Source organism: Zeaxanthinibacter sp. PT1 (assembly GCF_028464225.1).
Lineage (GTDB): Bacteria > Bacteroidota > Bacteroidia > Flavobacteriales > Flavobacteriaceae > Zeaxanthinibacter.
Window position 1 is genome coordinate 1,236,539 of record NZ_JAQPCN010000001.1, and the last position, 18,217, is coordinate 1,254,755.

Here is an 18,217-nt window from a genome sequence, read left to right on the forward strand (position 1 = left end):
AGGAAGGACTTTGCTAAAAATCCGCTATTACTTTCTTATAGGTTGATAATCACTATTAAAGATAATGAAATAAGTGTCTCCTTGCCTAAAAAAGATATGAGCAATACTCAGAAACAAGGGCTGGTATGATATGTTCTTTCTCCTTTAATGCTTTCTTGATCCATGGAGAATATTTGCTCTGCAGCTGTCGTTTGCAGTTGGTAATATGCGTGCCTCCAGTTATCCGTTGTGGCCAGGCGAAAAGTGCCGACGGGGTATCCATCATTAAAAATTTCATAGAAATGTTCCTCTAATGGCCGGTCTGCCTTTACTGTAATCTTCTCCTCTTTTTTTACCAAAATTTGTCTGGCAGTACTTCCTTTAAATTCCGCCCAGAGTGCGTTATCGTTTTCATCAAAGGCCAGCATCAGCACCTCTTCCGAGCTCTCACCTGCAATATAACAGAGGTAATAGGATGGTTTTGGTGACTGTTGCTCAAGGGATTCCATTTTGTGAAGACCAAAGTTATTATCCGGCCCCTGGTTGACATCGATAACTCTGAGGTAGATCATCAATTCCGAACCTTCTATTAACCCGTAGTAGATATAATTTTTGTTGTTATGCTTGCTGTCAATAGAAAAAACTGCCGCTTTTGGTATGCCCAGGTCTTTGTATTCTTCTTTTGGAATTAATTCCACGGCTGATCCTTCATTAATCCAGACCGGGTATTTCCAGGATTCCGAGATGAGAAAAATATCCTTCCTTGAATCTAAACTATCAGAATTTTCATTTGTGCTAACTATGAATGAGAAATCGTAATCGTTATCTACAGTGTCTTCCAGGGAGGCCAGTTCTACCCGCAGATCTTCCTGCAAGGCATCGGGGTCGGGGATGAGATCTGTTTCAAAATCAGTTTTCATCTGCCCGGGTTCGGGCTGTAATAAGGTGTCTGTCCGAACATAGGACTTCGGTGGTTGTTGAGATAAAACATATACCGTTTCTGTGGCGATATAAATTACACTTTCCCCTGATGGATCGTATTGAGGGTAATATTCAAAAATATGAACTTGCTCCAGGGCGTCTTTGTCCAGCAGGAAATATTGATTGTGTATTCCATACTCATGGCAGTTGGTAGAGTCGGTAACGATCCGGAGAGCATCTTTTCGGTATTCACGCAGCCTTGTAATGCAATCACCGGCCTCGGTACCCAGGGCCTGGGTAAGATCAAAAGAGGACAAGTCGTTTCCGAATGGGAACAGTGCTGGTAGTGGTTGCTTGGCAGGAGCAGCGTTGACTATTGGGATGGAATCAATCTTCTGGGTGCTTACTTCTTCTTCCGTGCCCGGGGTTTGCTTCTTGCAGTTGATACAGGTCAATATAAGGACCATGAGTAGTAAACCCGGGAGGTTTTTAGCTGAAGAAAACATATATATATCTGAAAGTTAGGTTCGCTATTTCTGCACTGCGAAATTGCTTCTTTCCATCAAATCCTGCAAGTCATTTTTTTCATCAAAATGTTTTTCTGCAGCTCGTATAACCATCCTGGCATGGTGTTTCACAGCCTTGCGCTGATCCTGGTCCTGGGCAAAATTGTGAATGGTTTGCAGGGCTTCCATTAGCCGGATCATTACCGAGGGACTACCGCCTGCAAACTGCCTAAGCTGGTTAAAGGCTGCGTTCAGCATCCCTTCAAAAGTCAGGGAGTCAGCCACCACTCGCAGCGCATTATCTTTGTCATAGCGATAAGGCGATGGAAACTGTACCCGGGTGAGGTAACAAAGGGTGCTGCAAAGATTATCAATACAGGCAATGGCGGTAAATGGGTCATTGATCCCCGGGGACAAGGCCCGGGCTGCGATCTCTACCATCTGGTGAATGGAGAATTCCGCATCTTGTTGGGTAGTGCGCGATTGCCCGTAAATAAAGGCATCATGAATTTTGACTAATTCCTCAGGCTTTCTAGTTGCCACCGCATAGGCCTCACCGATATTCTGATTTTCCACGATAAATGCACCCGGTCTTACTTTCAGAAATAAGAGGACGTCCAGTTCGCTAGCGGTTTCAGATACAAGATCCTCATCCACATATTGCAGGTAACCTCCTTTTTTTGCCAGTATTGCAGTCTTGTGCTGATACTTATATTTTAAAGCTTCGAGATCAGGGGAGGATTTCTCGTTGTCATCTCCGAGTTTATCAGGGAAGAGGGTTTTCATATTGCGCGACAGGGATGATGAAATATCGGCAATTACCTGGTCTGCCTGTATACTCATGGCGATATGATGGATGAAAACGATGAGTAAGATAATATTGGCTACAGTTGCCAGGATGGCTGCAAATACAGAGATGGTCGGGATAAAATCCAGGGTATCATTCTGGGATACGGAATTCAAAACCAGGAGACAGTACACATAGGTCGCTATATATGCCCCAAGGACAACCTGGTTAAGTCGATCATGCATGAAATTATTCAACAATCTTGGGCCAAATTGGGAGGAGGCAAGGGTCAATGCTACCAGCGTAATTGAAAATACAGTCCCCGCTACCCCAATCATGGCTCCGGAAATAGTAGACAGTACACTCCTGGCAGAATCTGCGCTGCCCGAGAAAACCAATTGCACCCACTCGCCGGGTTGATAGTTTAAAAGGTTATCCAGGTACAATAATCCAATGGCCATACCAATTGCCAATATGACGATAAGGATGGGAATGAACCAAAAGGTTGAAACCAGTTTTCCCCAAAGAAATTGCAGTTTATTCATAGCCGGCTAATTTTGGGACATTTTTTATTGAACTGGTCCCCAAGGACTACCTAAGGTATGCAATTCATCGGTTACCTCTTGTTGAATGAAGAGATATTTCAGGTGCTGACTATTGCCTTTTGCTGCTTTATGCGGTCTGCAATGGCATCCCATAGCCAAATTCTTTGCTGCAGTGCCTCCCGGGCAGTGCTGGCTGCTTCTACCCATTTTATTTCGTCATCTCCGCATAGTTCTGATACCATTTGAAGGGATAAAGGGCCGTGCTCGTCCCCGTCCAGCTCTATATGCCTGTCCAGGTAGTAACTCAGTTTGCTGTATCTCTCCGTCCCGCCATCTGCTCTTTTAAGGATCTCTACGAACATATCCGGGATCAGGTCTTCCCGTCCAAAGGTAAAGGCCGATGCGATAAGGTGAGCCTGATCGGTCTCAATAACACTGAAGGTGTAACGGACAAAATCGAGAACTTTAGGGTCTGTCTCTAAGCGATCTAAAGCATCATTTATTCCGTACCCTTTTTCGAGCAACTCTACCAGTAACTCAACCTGCGCAGTGTCAGCGCCAATTTGGTCCATGGCATCCAGGTACATTTCAAAATGACTTTTAGGTTCACCCAATTCGTTCATGTCACTTTCTTCTCCATGAACGATCTCGTTGATAAACCTGGCAAGGGCGGCATTTTTCTTCGGCAGCCAGGGCGTAGTTGTTGAGGTCAGCCTTATTTGAAGTGCTTTAAGCAGCGACATAAAATCCCATACCGCGTATACGTGCTGTTCCATAAATACACGAATATCCCCTACGTCTTCCAGTCGATCGTATAAAGGATGGGTTTTAAGGATTTCTCTGAGACCTTGCAGGTCTTGCTCTATTTTTTCAATGTAATGCATAGCAATGATTTTTTCCAGGAGAGCGGTTGAGCTTCCCGAGGAGATGCAAAAATACAACCCGTTGAAATTCTGAGGAACTGAATTTTGAAAATATGGAGTGCTTACTGCTTATTGAGCGCTGACCATAGCTCTAGCCGGTTCAGAGATGAGTTTCCTGGTGACGACGAAAACTCCCGGTTTTTGTAAATATGGAGTAGTGTAGTGAGATGCACACTCTGTATCGGGAAAACTTTGAAGATCCATGAGTACCAGGACTTTGCTGCTTACTCCCTGCCCATCTTTAACAGCGGGCAACCATCCACCTTGTAATCTGCCCAGGGCACTCAGGAACGCCGTCTTCATCCCTGCAAAAGGCACCTTGTCTGCTGTAATGGATTGTAATTGTCCATGTGGTCCTATCACCAGGCTGGCCTGGAATAGACCGCTGCAATTGGCTTCGCGAACCGATTTTTTTAAAGGGAATTCCTGCTGAAGTAATTGGGCGAAATCGGAAGGGTCACCCAGGTAAAGTGGCGGACTTTCTACTTCCTCTATCCGGTAGGTCTCCTCTTGTAAAACAGGTACACTCAAGGGAACACTGAGCAGGTTCACTGCTTTCATCAGGGTGCCGTCCTGGTAGTGAAAGGCCAGGATGATCTCTTTTTTCTGGTTGAAAAAGGACCAGCTTCTCTTGCTGTCGCTTGGATTGCTGCCCGAGCTACCTCCTCCCGGGAGAAATTCTGAGGGCGATACAGGGGTGCCTGCGAGGATGTTATTTTCTTCCAGGGGTAAAGATTCCCGGGAATCAGCGGATGCCTGCCCCAGTAAAGACTGGGTGACGAACATTGAAAAGGCAATAATTGCGATCCTGTACATAGGGGGAACTTTTATACGGGTATAATAATAACTCGTAAAATACGAAAGTTGTTGTGCTTTCGCATCAAATTGTGCCATAAAAGTGATTGCGCTCAAAATGCCTTGTATTGGGTCATAGGCCGGAACCAGTGCGCGTAGTCTTTACCGAATATTGCCTGGCCGAAGTGCCAAAATAAAAAACTCCGGCCTTATCCGGGATCTGTGGCGTTTCAGGTAGAGAACTATATTGACCGGTGCTCATGTAAAAGGTGTGTACCAGGAAAATTTTGGAGGTCACAGGTTTATTATCCAGTGTGGCAGGTATCCAATGCCCTTTCACCAATTTTAAGGCATTCACGAGTGCTTTGGCCACATGGACGGAGGCTGCCTGCTCTACTTTTACGACCCTGGAATTTCCCCGGGGATCTATGATCATAGAAAGTACAGTTAAGCCTTGTTGCCAATTCGAATTCATGAGGTTCTGCTCCTGTAAAATCCGGATCATCTCATCCTGTAGTTTCCCTTTATAACCTACGAAAACCGGGGCCCTGTCCACCTGTTGCAGGACAAATTCACTCTCATGCAGTATAGGAATGCTATCCCCTGGCGACCCTACCGGCCACGCGGGTTTGGAGGAGTTAGTATCATAATTAAAAGAGAGAAATTTCTTTCCATCTAAATCCATGAATTGCCATTCTCCCACGCGTCTTCCTTGGTCATGCTGGCCTATTACCAAAGTGTCTCCTGAAGAATCGTTTATTTTATAATACCAGCCATGTTGCTTTTTAGTTTCTTTATCCAACTGGTAGATGGTTTTGTGGAAGTTAGATCGTTCTTTCTTGGTTTTGAGTTTTTGAGCGTTTAGTGAAACAGCAGTAAACAAGCCCAGGGATAAGGTTAGGATAGAAAGCTTCATAAGGAATATTTTCTATAGCAATATAGGAATATTATTCTATCGTCTCTTCAACAAGGATTACGGTGACATAAAAAAGCCTGCAGTTATAGCTGCAGGCTTTAGTGAATTAAATCTTATATCTAAATCATAGGGTACGCAGGTATTCCGCGATAGCCCTGGTTTCATCACGAGTGAGATTCTGGTTAAGCATGATGGCGTTGTTGTACTCTTTCAGCAAGGCTTTGGCGATAGGATCTTCTTTCAGCATACCGTCAGGGTTCAGGATCATGTTCATCACCCACTCAGGGCTTCTTCTTTCGTATATGCCTGAAAGAGCAGGACCTATCATACGCTGATCGGCCATATGGCATGCGGTACAGATGGCGGTGTACTTGGCCTCACCCTGAGCGGCGAGCTCCATGTCTATCTCTTCGCCGAATTCGACCGATTCTACAGGACCAATCCCTTTATTGCTCATATCAACAGGGACCTCTACGGACTCGGTTGCTTTCTTTTCTGTTTTTTTGGTGCGGTTCATTTCAAAACCGTCCTTGGATTCCTCTTTTTTCTCCTTGTCTCCGCAGCTGATCATCACAGCTCCCAGGGCCAATACCATGGCTATTTTTTTCATTGTTCAATTATTTAGGTTCACTAAGATAATAAATACAGTTGTTCAGCTGAGATCTTCGAAGAAATTTATAGCCCTTTTTTCCGAATAGGTGATATTCTGTTCCCCGTAAAATCCTACATGCCCCCCATAGATTGGTGTTTCCAGGTATAAGCAGGAATTGAGGTCGGCAATTTCAAAAGGGTAACAGCTCTTGCCGAGGAAAGAATCGTCCCGGGCGTTGATGATCAGGCTGGGAATCTGGATTTGAGGTAAAAATTGCAATGCACTGCATTGATCATAGTAATCCAGTGCATCTTTAAACCCATGCGCCTTGCTGGTATACAGGTCGTCAAAATCTTTCAGAGTCCGAATCTTATTGAGAAGACCGTCAGGAAGTTTATCCGGAAAGTTCTTTTGTTTTTCCTTCAGCTTCTGAACCAGGTGTTTTCTGAACCTGCGCGCATAGAGGTAATTCTCTGTAGAGAGCAGTCGAGTCAGGGAATCGTGTAGATCGCAGGGAACAGAAACTCCGACAGCCCCTTTGACTTGGGGAGGAAGGCTGCGACCCTCACCCAGGTATTTCATGGCCATATTCCCTCCCAGGCTGAATCCTTTAAGATACAGCTCGCTGTATTTTTTATGCTCCAGGATATGCTGGACCACAGCGTGAAGGTCTTCGGTGGCACCGGAATGGTAAGAACGGAAAAGCCGGTTGGTCTCCCCGCTGCACCCTCTGAAATTCACTGCACAGGCGTCATAACCGGCCTCGTTAAAAGCTTTGGCGCTACCGGTGATATAGGGCCGCTGCCCGTTACCCTCCAGGCCGTGCAGTAATATCACAACCTTACCGGTGGGAGATTCGCTATAACTCCAATCAAGATCAATAAAATCACCGTCCCAGAGTTCTACCCTTTCACGCTGCTGTTCCAACCCATGTACTCGCCTGAAGAGGCCGTGGTAAATGGTGGAGAGATGACCGCTTTTAAAGTAGAAAGGGGGAGTGTATTTTGCGGGAAGAAGGGGCATCGGGATTGTCTTATTATTATTCTTTCGGGTAAGTGTTCAGTAAGGACGCCTGGTATTCAACCGCCTCCTTAAATTCACTTTTAAGTTGGTCTACAAGACTTTCTACTGGTAAGATATCGTCAATAGTGGCTACGCCCTGCCCGGCAGACCAGATGGTTTTCCAGGCCTTGGCTTCTGTATCCAATTCTTTACCAAAATCAATTTTACCGCCTTTTTTAAGGTCCTCTTCGGATAAGCCTGCTGCTTTAAGGCTGGGCGCTAGAAAATTTGCGTAAACCCCGGAAACTGCTGCGGTATATACCACATCGCTGGCCCCCGCATCTACGATCATTTCCCGGTATTCTTCTGGGGCATTGCTTTCGCTGGTATTGATAAAACGCGTACCCATATATGCGAGATCAGCTCCCATCTGCATGGCGGATGCTATATCACGGCCGGTACTGATACAGCCCGAAAGCAAAATGGTCTTTTTAAAGAACTGCCTGATCTCTGCCACCAGGGTCATCGGATTGATAGTACCCGCATGTCCTCCTGCACCTGCAGCGACCAGGATAAGACCGTCAACCCCGGCACCGGCAGCTTTTTCAGCATGCCGCTTTTTGATCACATCGTGGAATACGAGTCCGCCGTAACTGTGCACCGCATCTACCACCTGGGCAACCGCCCCCAGCGAAGTGATTACCAGGGGCACTTTGTGTTTAATACATAATTCAAGGTCTGCCTGTAAGCGGGGATTGCTCTGATGGACGATGAGGTTCACTCCGAAGGGGGCAGCTTTTTTCCCACTTTCCTTTTCATATTCGGCCAGAGCTGTTTTTATTTCGATCAACCACTCTTCAAAACCTTCACTGCTTCTTTGGTTCAGGGCGGGAAAAGTGCCGACAATTCCTTGTTTGCAGCAGGCGATGACCAATGCCGGGTTAGAGATCAAAAACATAGGGGCAGCCACTACCGGGAGGGATAGTTCTTGGAGAAAGTCGGGTTTGTCTTGCATGGGAATAGAGTTAAGGATAAAAATACGCTAATTTTTTAAGGCCAAAAACTGTGGCTCTCTCCAAAACTATGGTATTTTTGGAAATAGTATGCATGCATAATAAAAAACCTTTAATATGTACCTGAAAGAATTTGAAGTCCGCTGGAGCGATGTTGATGCCAACCGGCACCTGGCTAATTCGGCTTTCGTAAATTTTATGAGTCATACCCGTATGGGCTTTTTGATGGAAATGGGGTTTAATCATAAGACCATGGCAGAGCGGAGCCTGGGCCCCGTTGTGCTCTATGAACATATCTATTACTACAAAGAAGTGTTTCCGGGCAAACCCATCAGGGTATCCCTGGAAATAGCGGGGATGAGCGGAGATGGGATGTTCTTTGAGTTTCACCATAATTTTTATGATGAAAAGGGCAAACACCTGGCCCATGGTGAAATGATGGGTGCCTGGATCGACCTGAATAAAAGAAGCCTGACGGCTTTACCGGCAGACCTGTTGAAGACTTTCAACTCCCATGAAAAGTCCGGGCAATTCCGGACCCTTAGCAAGGAAGATACCCGGGCACATGGCAGGTATCCTAAAGATTTGGCTTAGGTCGTTTGCTCGCCAGGTAAACCCCTGTTAATACCAGGCCGGCCGCGAGGATTTTTAGGAGGCTAAGTTGGTCCTTGCCACTGGCTACAGCGTAAAGTATCCCGATAAGCGGCTGAACGTAAACAAAGGCGCTGACTGTACTGGCCTTGAGCTGGGTAAGCGCAAAAGCGTTGAACAGGTAGGTGCAGAAGGTAGTGCCAAGAACAACGAAGCCCAATCTCCAGGCCACCTCCCATGGGAGTGAGGTCCACTCTACAGCTGCGAATTGGTTCCATCCAAAAGGAAGGTTGATAAAGACAGCGATCAGGAATAACCATTTCATCAGGGTGAAAGGATGGTATTTCCCGATTAGTTTTTTTACAAGGATAAGGTAAAGGCCATAGAATGTTGCATTCAGTAAGAACAATAGGTTGCCAAGGGGAATATTGGGAGCATCCTGTCGTAGTTCGCCTCCGTACAGGACCAATATCAGGGCGCCTACCAGGCCTATCCCTATCCCCACTGCCCTTAGTTTATAAATCTTTTCCTGTATCAGGAATGCAGACAGGATCACTACGATGATTGGGGTGGTGGTCACCAGGACACTGCTGTTGATAGGGGTAGAGAGTTCCAGGCCTGAAAAGAAAGCGAGCATATTGATGACCATCCCGCAGATGGCACAGATCAGGACACGGCCCCAATCCCTTTTTTCGATACGTTCTTTCGGGGCCAGGAAGGATATTGCCCAGAAGAGCGCGGCGGCCCCGATCACCCTGAGGAGCACAAATCCCATAGGACGGATGTGTTCGGGCATAACTCCCTTAGCGATGGTATGGTTTACCCCATAGATGGCCGTTGCCCCGATCGCGGCCAGGATGGCCAGGGTACGGCGACTCAAGAGCCTAGAAATTCTTTGGCCTGGGCCACGGTTTTCTTACTGTTGCCTGCAAAAATTTGATCTTTGCCTACGATAACCGGTCTCTTCAAAAAAGTGTAATGCTCCAGTAATAATTTTTTATAATCCTCTTCCCCCAATTGCTGTTGATTAAGACCCCGTTCCTTATATAGCCTTGCACGTTTGTTGAACAGAGCTTCATAGCTCCCACTTAACGAATGCATAGTCTCCAGTTGTGCAGCGGAAACCGCTTCAGTCCTGATATCCTGCAAGGTAAACCCTGGAGTAGGTCCGATTTCACCGAGAATTCGTTTACAGGTATCGCAGCTGCTGAGATGGAAGATCGTCTTCATACGAGATTGATATTAATAAACTGCCTATTGGGCATAAAAGGCAAAACTAGGATATCTCCCGGAAAGAGGCTTTCGTAAAAAATACTTTTTTGAATATTGCCCCGGCTCAGGAACGGAATCTAGGTTTCAGAAAGTCGCGAACCTGGTCCATGGGCAGGGTAAGCGTAACACGGCCATCGGCATAAGAGGCCACCTCGTATTCGTTGTACAAGAGGGTGATTCCTTTTCCGGAAATCCCTATATTTTCCGGCAGGTAAAATGCGTCATCGGCAAACATAAAACCGGTGCTATTTATAGAGCTGCCCTCCGGAATCTTTTCCTGTTCACGGAAGCGCAGCTCGGCAAATTTTTTAAAGGCATCTTCATCCTGGAAAAGTTGTAGCGGCTCTAGCTCGACCCCGTTATCACGATCAAAATTCATCAATCGGGTCACCCTGTACCCGTGTGCACCCCCGGTAAACATATCTGCCTCTATACTTATACTGACCAGCTGGAGGTCCTGGTAGGTCACCTCGGCACTTATATCGGCCTTCCAGCCGGCCATTTCATCAGAGAATTTATCACGGATTTCCCTGTATTCAGTTTCAAAGACTTCAACGGCTTCATCCAAAGTTGCTGCCTGTCCTGATTCCCCGTTGGTCAGGATAGCGATGATCTCTTCGCGTAGTGCAGTGTTGATGGTTCCTGCGGTTTTCTCCTTTCCCATGGCCTCCGGAATAGCAATCATCACCTGGGGGCAATCCTTGCAGTTATCACCTTGATACTCTATAGGTTCAAAGAATAGAGGTTCTTCCTCTGAACAGGAAAGGAATAAGAAAAGCATACTGCTTATGAGAATAAAATACTTCATGGATCATGGGTTAAGATACCGGCGAAGCTACAAATTCATTTTGATTGGTTTCTAGGAAAGATAACGATACTTTTGTATTCCAAATTTAGGATATATGAGTGATAAAGACCTGAGATTTAACAGCAAGACTATACATGGAGGGCAATCTCCTGATAAGGCATATGGAGCAGTAATGCCACCCATCTACCAGACCTCTACATACGCACAGGACACCCCTGGCGGACACCAGGGATTTGAATATTCGCGCAGTGGCAACCCGACAAGAGCAGCCCTGGAAGCTTCCCTGGCAAGCATAGAAAATGGGAATTACGGTTTGGCTTTCGGGAGTGGCCTTGCAGCTATAGACGCCCTGATGAAGCTTATGAAACCGGGCGACGAGATCGTATCTACTAACGACCTGTACGGTGGAAGCTACCGATTGTTCAAGAAGATTTTTGAGGATTTTGGTTTGAAATTTCACTTCGTAGGCATGCAGGATATCGCTGCGGTGGAAGAGTGTATTAATAAAAATACACGCTTACTATGGGTAGAAACACCCACCAACCCTATGATGAATGTGATCGATATTGAAGCCATGGCCGCCCTGGCCAAAAGGCACGATCTGCTGCTGGCGGTTGATAATACTTTTGCCACACCTTATCTACAGCAACCGCTGGACCTGGGTGCTGATATCGTTATGCATTCGGCCACTAAATACCTGGGAGGGCATAGTGATGTGGTTGTCGGGGCCCTTGTCGTTAAGGATAAAGAACTTGCTGATAAACTTTACTTTATCCAGAATGCCAGCGGAGCAGTTTGCGGCCCTATGGATAGTTTCCTTACCCTCCGCGGAATCAAAACCCTGCACGTAAGGATGCAGCGTCACTGCGAGAACGGCAGGATCGTAGCCGAATATCTCAAGGCTCACCCGGCCATTGAAAAGGTATACTGGCCCGGCTTTGAAGATCACCCTAACCACGATGTTGCTGCCCGGCAGATGAAAGATTTTGGCGGGATGGTCTCTTTTGTACCCAAAGGAAGCTCCTATGATGCAGCCATAGCAATTGTAGAAAAATTAAAAGTATTTACCCTGGCCGAATCCCTGGGTGGAGTGGAAAGCCTTGCAGGTCACCCGGCCAGCATGACACATGCCAGTATCCCTAAGGAAGAGCGTGAAAAGAGCGGGGTTGTGGATTCCCTGATCCGCCTCAGTGTGGGAATTGAAGATGCTGCAGACCTTATCGCTGACCTGGAACAGGCCATCGTCTGATCCTCTACACTCTTGAAATTGTCATATTTTTAAAAAAATCAGCTGCAAAATATTTAAATAGCATAATTTAGCGCTGAAATTGCTATATATTGAATAATATTAAAAATATCCCTGTTTTTAGGAGGTTCTGTCCATAACAGAGCTGTGGTTTAAAACCGGGACAGAACCAATTACATTAATTAAGCATATAATATGGAAGCGAAAATCAAAGCTTTTATGGATGAGGTGACCAGCCGAAACGGGCATGAGCCGGAATTCATCCAGGCTGTACAGGAAGTAGCCGAGACGGTGATCCCTTACATTGCAGAACACGAAATTTACAACGGCAAGAACATCCTGCTCCGGATGGTAGAACCCGAGCGACTGATCTCTTTCAGGGTAGCATGGGTAGATGACAATGGAGAGATCCACGTGAACCGAGGTTACCGTATCCAGATGAACTCTGCTATCGGACCTTATAAAGGGGGATTGCGTTTTCATCCTTCGGTGAATGCGAGTATCCTGAAATTCCTTGCCTTTGAACAGGTATTCAAGAATAGCTTGACCACCCTGCCAATGGGTGGAGGAAAAGGGGGGTCAGATTTTGATCCCAAGGGAAAATCGGATGACGAGGTGATGCGTTTCTGTCATTCGTTCATGACCGAGCTCTGCCGCCATATTGGACCTAATACGGATGTTCCTGCAGGGGATATCGGTGTAGGTGCTCGGGAGATCGGTTTCCTTTTCGGAATGTATAAGAAAATAAGAAATGAATTTACCGGGGTGTTAACCGGGAAAGGACTTTCCTGGGGTGGATCCAAGATCCGCCCGGAAGCAACAGGATACGGTACCGTATACTTTGCTCAGAACATGCTGAAAACCCGTGGTGAAGATATCCAAGGAAAAGACGTCGTTATTTCCGGTTCCGGTAACGTTGCGCAGTTTGCGGCAGAGAAAGTGTTACAACTTGGGGGGAAAGTGCTTACCCTTTCCGATTCAGGGGGGTATATCCATGATGCAGATGGAATTGACGAGGATAAACTGGCGTATGTTATGGATCTCAAGAATAACAAACGCGGTAGGATCTCTGAATATGTGAATAAATACCCGAATGCGACCTTCCATAAAGGTGGTTCGCCCTGGGAGGTGAAATGCCATATTGCACTTCCATGTGCTACCCAGAACGAACTGGATGGGAATGATGCCAAGGCGTTGCTCGATAATGGCTGCGTTTGTGTAGCTGAAGGAGCTAATATGCCATCTACCCCGGAAGCCATCCATGCTTTCCACGAAGCCAGGATACTTTTTGCTCCTGGGAAGGCTTCTAACGCAGGGGGTGTAGCCACTTCCGGATTGGAAATGTCGCAGAATTCGCTTCGTATCAGCTGGACCCGTGAAGAAGTAGATGAGCGATTAAAAGGGATTATGAAAGACATCCATGATTCATGTACAGCTTACGGGAAAGAAGACGATGGATATTGTAACTACGTTAAGGGAGCAAACATTGCCGGTTTTGTTAAAGTAGCCGACGCCATGCTCGCTCAAGGAGTAATCTAATATAATTTTTGCTCAGAGAATGCTTAAGGCCGGGAATTCCCGGCCTTTTTTATGCATTGTGATTGTTTATATTTGCCATTCTCATACCCGGACTATGCAGGTTACCACCAGAGCTATTGTTCTATCTTCCCTGAAATACGGGGACAGCAGCTTGATCGTAAAGGCTTTTACGGAGTCTGACGGTTTAAAGACTTACCTGTTAAAAGGCGTATTGTCTTCCCGGAAGGCTAAGATCAAAGCAGCTTATTTTCAGCCCCTGATGCAGTTAGAGGTGGTAGCATACCATAAGAATAAGGGCACCCTTGAACACCTGAAAGAAGTGCATGTGGCCTACCCCTACGAGAGCCTGCACACCCGCATGGATAAAAGTGCGATCTGCCAGTTTCTAGCCGAGGTATTGGTGTATAGCCTGCAGGAGGAAGAAGAAAATACCGCACTATTTAATTATTTGCAGGCCTCCCTACAGTGGTTAGATACCCATGAACAAGCCGCAAATTTCCATTTATTGTTTATGGTCGAATTAAGTCGATACCTTGGGTTCTACCCGGATTCAGAAGGGGAAGACTACCCGTATTTTGATCTTGTAGAAGGACTCTTCCTGCCCGATGCGACTGGTAACCTCCTGTTGTCCGGGGATGATTTATTCCTATTTAAAGCCTTCTTAGGCATAAAATTTGATACTCTTTCAGAGATCAGACTAACAAAAACCCAACGAAAGGATCTGCTGCAAATCCTCTTACAGTATTTTGAGATACATTTGCACGGATTCCGAAAACCCAAGTCGCTTGCTATACTCAATGAAGTTTTCAGTTAAATCCCGTTATATACTCCTGTTAATTATTCTGCTGGTATGCTCTGGGGTCCGGTCCCAGGTGATCACTATCCTTGATGTGGATAGCAAGGAACCGGTGATGAACGTAGCTGTATTTAATGATGATCAATCCAAGACCGCTATTTCCGATATAGACGGCAGAGTCAACCTCCGAATTTTCTCAGGGCAGGAGCGAATTATTTTTAGACATATCGCTTACCAGACTAAAAAAAGCCTTAAATCGGTTATCCTGAGGCAAGGGAACCGGGTGTACCTGACTATGAATGCCGAACAACTGGATGAAGTGGTCATGTCTGTTTCTAAATGGGAGCAACAGAAAAGAGATGTCCCCCAAAGGATCGCTTCCGTAGATGCCCGTGCAATTGCCTTTTCGTCACCGCAGACCTCTGCAGACCTGCTGCAGCAAAGCGGGCAGGTGTTCGTTCAGAAAAGCCAGTTAGGAGGCGGAAGCCCTATGATCCGCGGATTTGCAACCAACCGCTTATTGCTGTCTGTTGACGGGGTTAGGATGAACAATGCTATATTCAGGGGAGGTAATATTCAGAACGTCATTTCCCTTGATCCCTTTACCATCAGTAATACTGAGGTGATCTTTGGCCCGGGCTCCGTGATCTACGGTAGTGATGCTATAGGCGGGGTTATGAATTTCTTTACTAAGAAACCACTTTTTGCCGTCGCTGACAGCCTGCAATTGCAAGGGGCGGCTCAATATCGTTTTTCATCGGCCAATAATGAGCAGACCGGTCACCTGGAACTCAATTTTGGCGGAAAAAAGTGGGCTGCACTCAGCAGTATCAGCTACAGCGATTTTGACGACCTGCGGATGGGCGCGCACGGACCGGATTCTTACCTCAGGGAAAAATACCAGGTCCGGGTAGATGGTCGTGATTACGTAGTGGCCAACCAGGATCCGCTTGTACAGGTGCCTTCGGGTTACGATCAATGGAGCCTGATGCAGAAATTTGCTTATAAACCTAATAATTACTGGCAGTACGATCTTGGGTTGCATTATTCGGAAACTTCGGATTACGCACGTTATGACCGGCTTGTTCGCCCATCGAGGGATGGGAAGGGTCTCAGGTCCGGGGATTGGTACTACGGTCCGCAGAAGTGGTTCATGGGAAATTTGCAGGCAACCCAGAAAGGACAGGGTGCTTTTTATGACGGGCTGAAAACAACCTTGGCATACCAGCGCTTTGAAGAAAGTCGCTTTGATCGCGATTTCCAGGATGCCATTCTCTACCGAAACTTGGAAAAGGTAGATGCACTCTCTGCGCAGTTAGATCTTGAAAATAAGAAAATCGGAGACCTCCGGCTGTATTACGGTGCAGAGTATGTCTATAATAAGGTAGGCTCAGCAGGAAGCCTTGAAAATATTGATAGTGGGGAGACTGAAAAAGGCCCCAGCCGATACCCGGATGGTTCAACCTGGCAGTCTGCAGCGGCTTACCTGAGTGGGGAATACCGTGCACGACCCAATCTTACGCTGATGTCAGGACTACGCTACAGCCACATCTGGTTGCACTCAGAATTTGACCGGAGCTTTTATGCATTCCCCTTCGAAGAGGCTAAACTGAGCAATGGCGCGGTAACCGGGAGCCTGGGACTGAGCTGGTTCCCGAAAGAGCACCTGCAATTAACTTTTAATACATCTACAGGATTCCGATCTCCTAATATTGATGACGTGGGGAAAGTATTTGATTCTGAGCCGGGCTCTGTAGTGGTACCCAACCCTGACCTTAAACCGGAATATGCTTATAACGTGGAAATGGGGGTCATGAAGAACTTTCACGATTTCCTGGTTCTTAAAGGAACGGTGTATTATACCTACCTGGATGATGCCCTGGTTCGCCGCGATTATTCTTTTGAAGGTCAGCGACAGATCGAATACAATGGCGAGCCCAGTAATGTACAGGCCATACAAAATGCGACAAATGCATATGTATATGGATTTGAGTTTGGTATGGAGGCATTCCTGACCGAGCAGTTCTCCCTGAAAAGTAACCTTACCATAACGGAGGGCACTGAAGAAGAGGAGGACGGCACGTCTTCTGCCTCAAGGCACGCTGCTCCTGCCTTCGGAGACCTGCACCTGCTCTACGAGGTACAGAAGATTAAAACAGACTTGTTTTTTAATTACAACGGGGAGATCGCATACGAAGACCTTTCAGTTTCGGAACGCGGGAAAGAATACCTGTATGCTTCCGATAGGGAAGGTAATCCATATTCACCCTCCTGGTATACACTTAACCTGCGTACCCAGTACCAGCTGAATGATGCGGTACGGGCCACCATGACCCTGGAAAATATTACCGACCAGCGTTACCGTTCTTATTCCTCGGGCATTGTTGCTCCGGGCAGGAATTTAATCCTATCACTGGGGTACTCCTTCTGACCTCAAACGAGATCAGTGATCGTCCTCGTGAATTTCCTCGTCAATTTCTTCTTCTATCTCTTCCTCGGCTTTTTTTGCAGCCTTTTTAGTTTTGTCCCAGGCTTTTTCCCCGGTTCTTTCCAGGTCTTCTCCGGCCTTTTCAGCCTCTCGTAAAGCCTTTTCCCCAGCTCTCTCCAGATCGTCACCGGCTTTTTCCATGTCTTTTCCTATTTCTTCGATGGCATCACCGGTTTCGCGTGCATTTTCTGAACAACTGTCACAGGATTGCAGGTAAATTAAAGGGAGTAACGAAAGGACAATTAATAATTTTTTCATGTTAGAGTTTTTAGTGATCCTTAGACGTCGTTAATCGACTGATATGCAACTGTATAGTTGCGTTTAAAGCGGTTAAAAACGCCGGAACGTCCGTAAATACGGTGTTAATGAGTTCTAAAAAAATAGTGCATTTCGTCGAAACTTTGGAGATTTTAACACTTTTTTAGAAGGGTAAAGTGGCAGATGGTTGTTGTATGGGTGAATGTCTAAAATTAAAAATTCACAACTATGAAGCATTATTTAAAACCTACAGCTTTGGTATTAGCATTAACATTTTTTGCGGTATCCTGTAGTAAAGACGAGAACGATGGTGGAGATGCAGGGGCGCAATCATACAACACCACTTATAAAATCACAGACGCTCCAATTGATAATGCCAACGTGGAGGCAGTATTTGTCACCATCACGGATGTAAAGGTAGACGGGCAATCCCTTGAGGGCTTTAGTGCTACTACTGTAGACCTGAAGGCCTTGGTAGACGGTCGTACGGAAACCTTGGGTAACCTTGACATGAAAGCAGGTACGTATTCCAATATTGAACTAGTACTGGACTATGAGCAGGATGTGAACGGGAATGCACCCGGATGTTATGTAGAAATGGCGGACGGAACCAAGGATGAACTGACAGCTGCTTCTAATTCTATCACGGTCAATGATGCTTACGAAGTTTTCGCCGGAGCGAAGAACGAGGTAGTATTGGATTTTGACCTTCGTAAGACGATCAAGGAAGAGCAGGGTACTATGAGTTCTGATTTTGAATTCGTTTCCATGTCAGAGATCAGCGCAGGAATCCGTACGGTGAATGCCGAAACAACCGGGATGATTAACGGTACGGTGAATGACAGCCAGAATACTTCGGACGAGATTATTGTCTACGCATATGAGAAGGGTACTTTTAATGCAGAAGCGGAAACTAAGGGAAGTGGTGAAAGTAAGGTTACCTTTGCTAATGCCGTTACCAGTAGTACCGTTAGCGGGCTTACCAACTCATACAGCCTGAATTTCCTTGAGGAAGGTGAGTATGAACTTGTATTTGTCTCGTACACAGAGAACCAGGGAAGTTTAGACTTTAATGCACTGCTGGAAGCTGAGTCTTCAACAGGACTTAACCTCGGTGGGATCAGCGTAACAGGAGCCCTGCAGGTCAGTGCTAACGTAACCATTACGGGAACCAAGTAGTCAATTATTTGAATTAGTTTATAATAAGCCCCGTTTATCGGGGCTTTTTTTGTATGCTATC

The 18,217-nt window shown here is 46.3% G+C and carries 18 protein-coding genes; 6 read left to right on the plus strand and 12 right to left on the minus strand.

The genetic code is table 11. The features are described from left to right. Positions 1-107: 107 nt before the first annotated feature. The 8 genes from PP178_RS05420 to PP178_RS05455 all read right to left on the minus strand — a co-directional run bounded on the left by PP178_RS05420 (position 108) and on the right by PP178_RS05455 (position 7,981). Positions 108-1,406, minus strand: coding sequence for a hypothetical protein (locus PP178_RS05420; RefSeq protein ID WP_272593289.1), 1,299 nt, complete (start codon positions 1,404-1,406; stop codon positions 108-110). Positions 1,407-1,430: 24 nt separating this feature from the next. Beyond that, positions 1,431-2,738, minus strand: a complete 1,308-nt coding sequence (locus PP178_RS05425; RefSeq protein ID WP_272593290.1) for a DUF2254 domain-containing protein — start codon at positions 2,736-2,738, stop codon at positions 1,431-1,433. A gap of 98 nt (positions 2,739-2,836) precedes the next feature. Then, positions 2,837-3,622, minus strand: a complete 786-nt coding sequence (locus tag PP178_RS05430; RefSeq protein WP_272593291.1) for a DUF3050 domain-containing protein — start codon at positions 3,620-3,622, stop codon at positions 2,837-2,839. A 108-nt stretch (positions 3,623-3,730) separates the two neighbouring features. Next, positions 3,731-4,573, minus strand: a complete 843-nt coding sequence (locus tag PP178_RS05435) for a hypothetical protein (RefSeq protein ID WP_272593292.1) — start codon at positions 4,571-4,573, stop codon at positions 3,731-3,733. Positions 4,574-4,589: 16 nt separating this feature from the next. Further along, a complete protein-coding gene (locus PP178_RS05440; protein ID WP_272593293.1) occupies positions 4,590-5,372 on the minus strand; it encodes a hypothetical protein in 783 nt (260 codons plus the stop codon). Positions 5,373-5,496: 124 nt separating this feature from the next. Continuing rightward, on the minus strand, positions 5,497-5,982 hold the full coding sequence (locus PP178_RS05445; RefSeq protein ID WP_272593294.1) for a c-type cytochrome: 486 nt from the start codon (positions 5,980-5,982) through the stop codon (positions 5,497-5,499). 42 nt (positions 5,983-6,024) lie between these two features. Then, entirely contained in the window at positions 6,025-6,987 is a 963-nt protein-coding gene (locus PP178_RS05450; protein WP_272593295.1) for a YheT family hydrolase, read from the minus strand. Positions 6,988-7,003: 16 nt separating this feature from the next. Then, the gene (locus PP178_RS05455; RefSeq protein ID WP_272593296.1) at positions 7,004-7,981 is read right to left on the minus strand and encodes an NAD(P)H-dependent flavin oxidoreductase; all 978 of its coding nucleotides are present in this window, start codon (positions 7,979-7,981) and stop codon (positions 7,004-7,006) included. 115 nt (positions 7,982-8,096) lie between these two features. Between PP178_RS05455 and PP178_RS05460 the strand changes: the two genes are divergently transcribed. Next, entirely contained in the window at positions 8,097-8,573 is a 477-nt protein-coding gene (locus PP178_RS05460) for an acyl-CoA thioesterase (RefSeq protein WP_272593297.1), read from the plus strand. Here PP178_RS05460 and PP178_RS05465 read toward each other — a convergent pair. From PP178_RS05465 to PP178_RS05475, 3 genes are all read right to left on the minus strand, one after another. Beyond that, positions 8,557-9,450: a DMT family transporter gene (locus tag PP178_RS05465; RefSeq protein WP_272593298.1), complete on the minus strand. Its 894-nt coding sequence runs from the start codon at positions 9,448-9,450 to the stop codon at positions 8,557-8,559. The two genes, PP178_RS05460 and PP178_RS05465, sit on opposite strands and share 17 nt — an antisense overlap. Then, positions 9,447-9,800, minus strand: a complete 354-nt coding sequence (locus PP178_RS05470; protein WP_272593299.1) for an arsenate reductase family protein — start codon at positions 9,798-9,800, stop codon at positions 9,447-9,449. Before PP178_RS05470 ends, PP178_RS05465 begins: the two co-directional genes overlap by 4 nt. Before the next feature lie 106 nt (positions 9,801-9,906). Continuing rightward, entirely contained in the window at positions 9,907-10,650 is a 744-nt protein-coding gene (locus tag PP178_RS05475) for a DUF3298 and DUF4163 domain-containing protein (RefSeq protein ID WP_272593300.1), read from the minus strand. A 94-nt stretch (positions 10,651-10,744) separates the two neighbouring features. Between PP178_RS05475 and PP178_RS05480 the strand changes: the two genes are divergently transcribed. From PP178_RS05480 to PP178_RS05495, 4 genes are all read left to right on the plus strand, one after another. Next, on the plus strand, positions 10,745-11,899 hold the full coding sequence (locus PP178_RS05480) for a cystathionine gamma-synthase (protein ID WP_272593301.1): 1,155 nt from the start codon (positions 10,745-10,747) through the stop codon (positions 11,897-11,899). A gap of 192 nt (positions 11,900-12,091) precedes the next feature. Then, positions 12,092-13,435 carry an NADP-specific glutamate dehydrogenase gene (gene gdhA, locus PP178_RS05485; RefSeq protein WP_272593302.1) on the plus strand — a complete coding sequence of 448 codons (1,344 nt, stop codon included), beginning with the start codon at positions 12,092-12,094 and terminating at the stop codon, positions 13,433-13,435. Positions 13,436-13,529: 94 nt separating this feature from the next. Next, the gene (gene recO / locus PP178_RS05490) at positions 13,530-14,249 is read left to right on the plus strand and encodes a DNA repair protein RecO (protein WP_272593303.1); all 720 of its coding nucleotides are present in this window, start codon (positions 13,530-13,532) and stop codon (positions 14,247-14,249) included. Then, positions 14,233-16,662, plus strand: a complete 2,430-nt coding sequence (locus PP178_RS05495) for a TonB-dependent receptor plug domain-containing protein (RefSeq protein WP_272593304.1) — start codon at positions 14,233-14,235, stop codon at positions 16,660-16,662. The genes recO and PP178_RS05495 overlap by 17 nt, the downstream gene beginning before the upstream one ends. 12 nt (positions 16,663-16,674) lie before the next feature. On the opposite strand, the gene PP178_RS05500 is transcribed toward PP178_RS05495, so the two are convergent. Then, on the minus strand, positions 16,675-16,977 hold the full coding sequence (locus PP178_RS05500) for a hypothetical protein (RefSeq protein WP_272593305.1): 303 nt from the start codon (positions 16,975-16,977) through the stop codon (positions 16,675-16,677). 228 nt (positions 16,978-17,205) lie between these two features. Between PP178_RS05500 and PP178_RS05505 the strand changes: the two genes are divergently transcribed. Continuing rightward, positions 17,206-18,156 (plus strand): DUF4382 domain-containing protein, encoded by a 951-nt coding sequence (locus tag PP178_RS05505; RefSeq protein WP_272593306.1) that lies wholly within the window; start codon positions 17,206-17,208, stop codon positions 18,154-18,156. Positions 18,157-18,217: the final 61 nt, after the last annotated feature.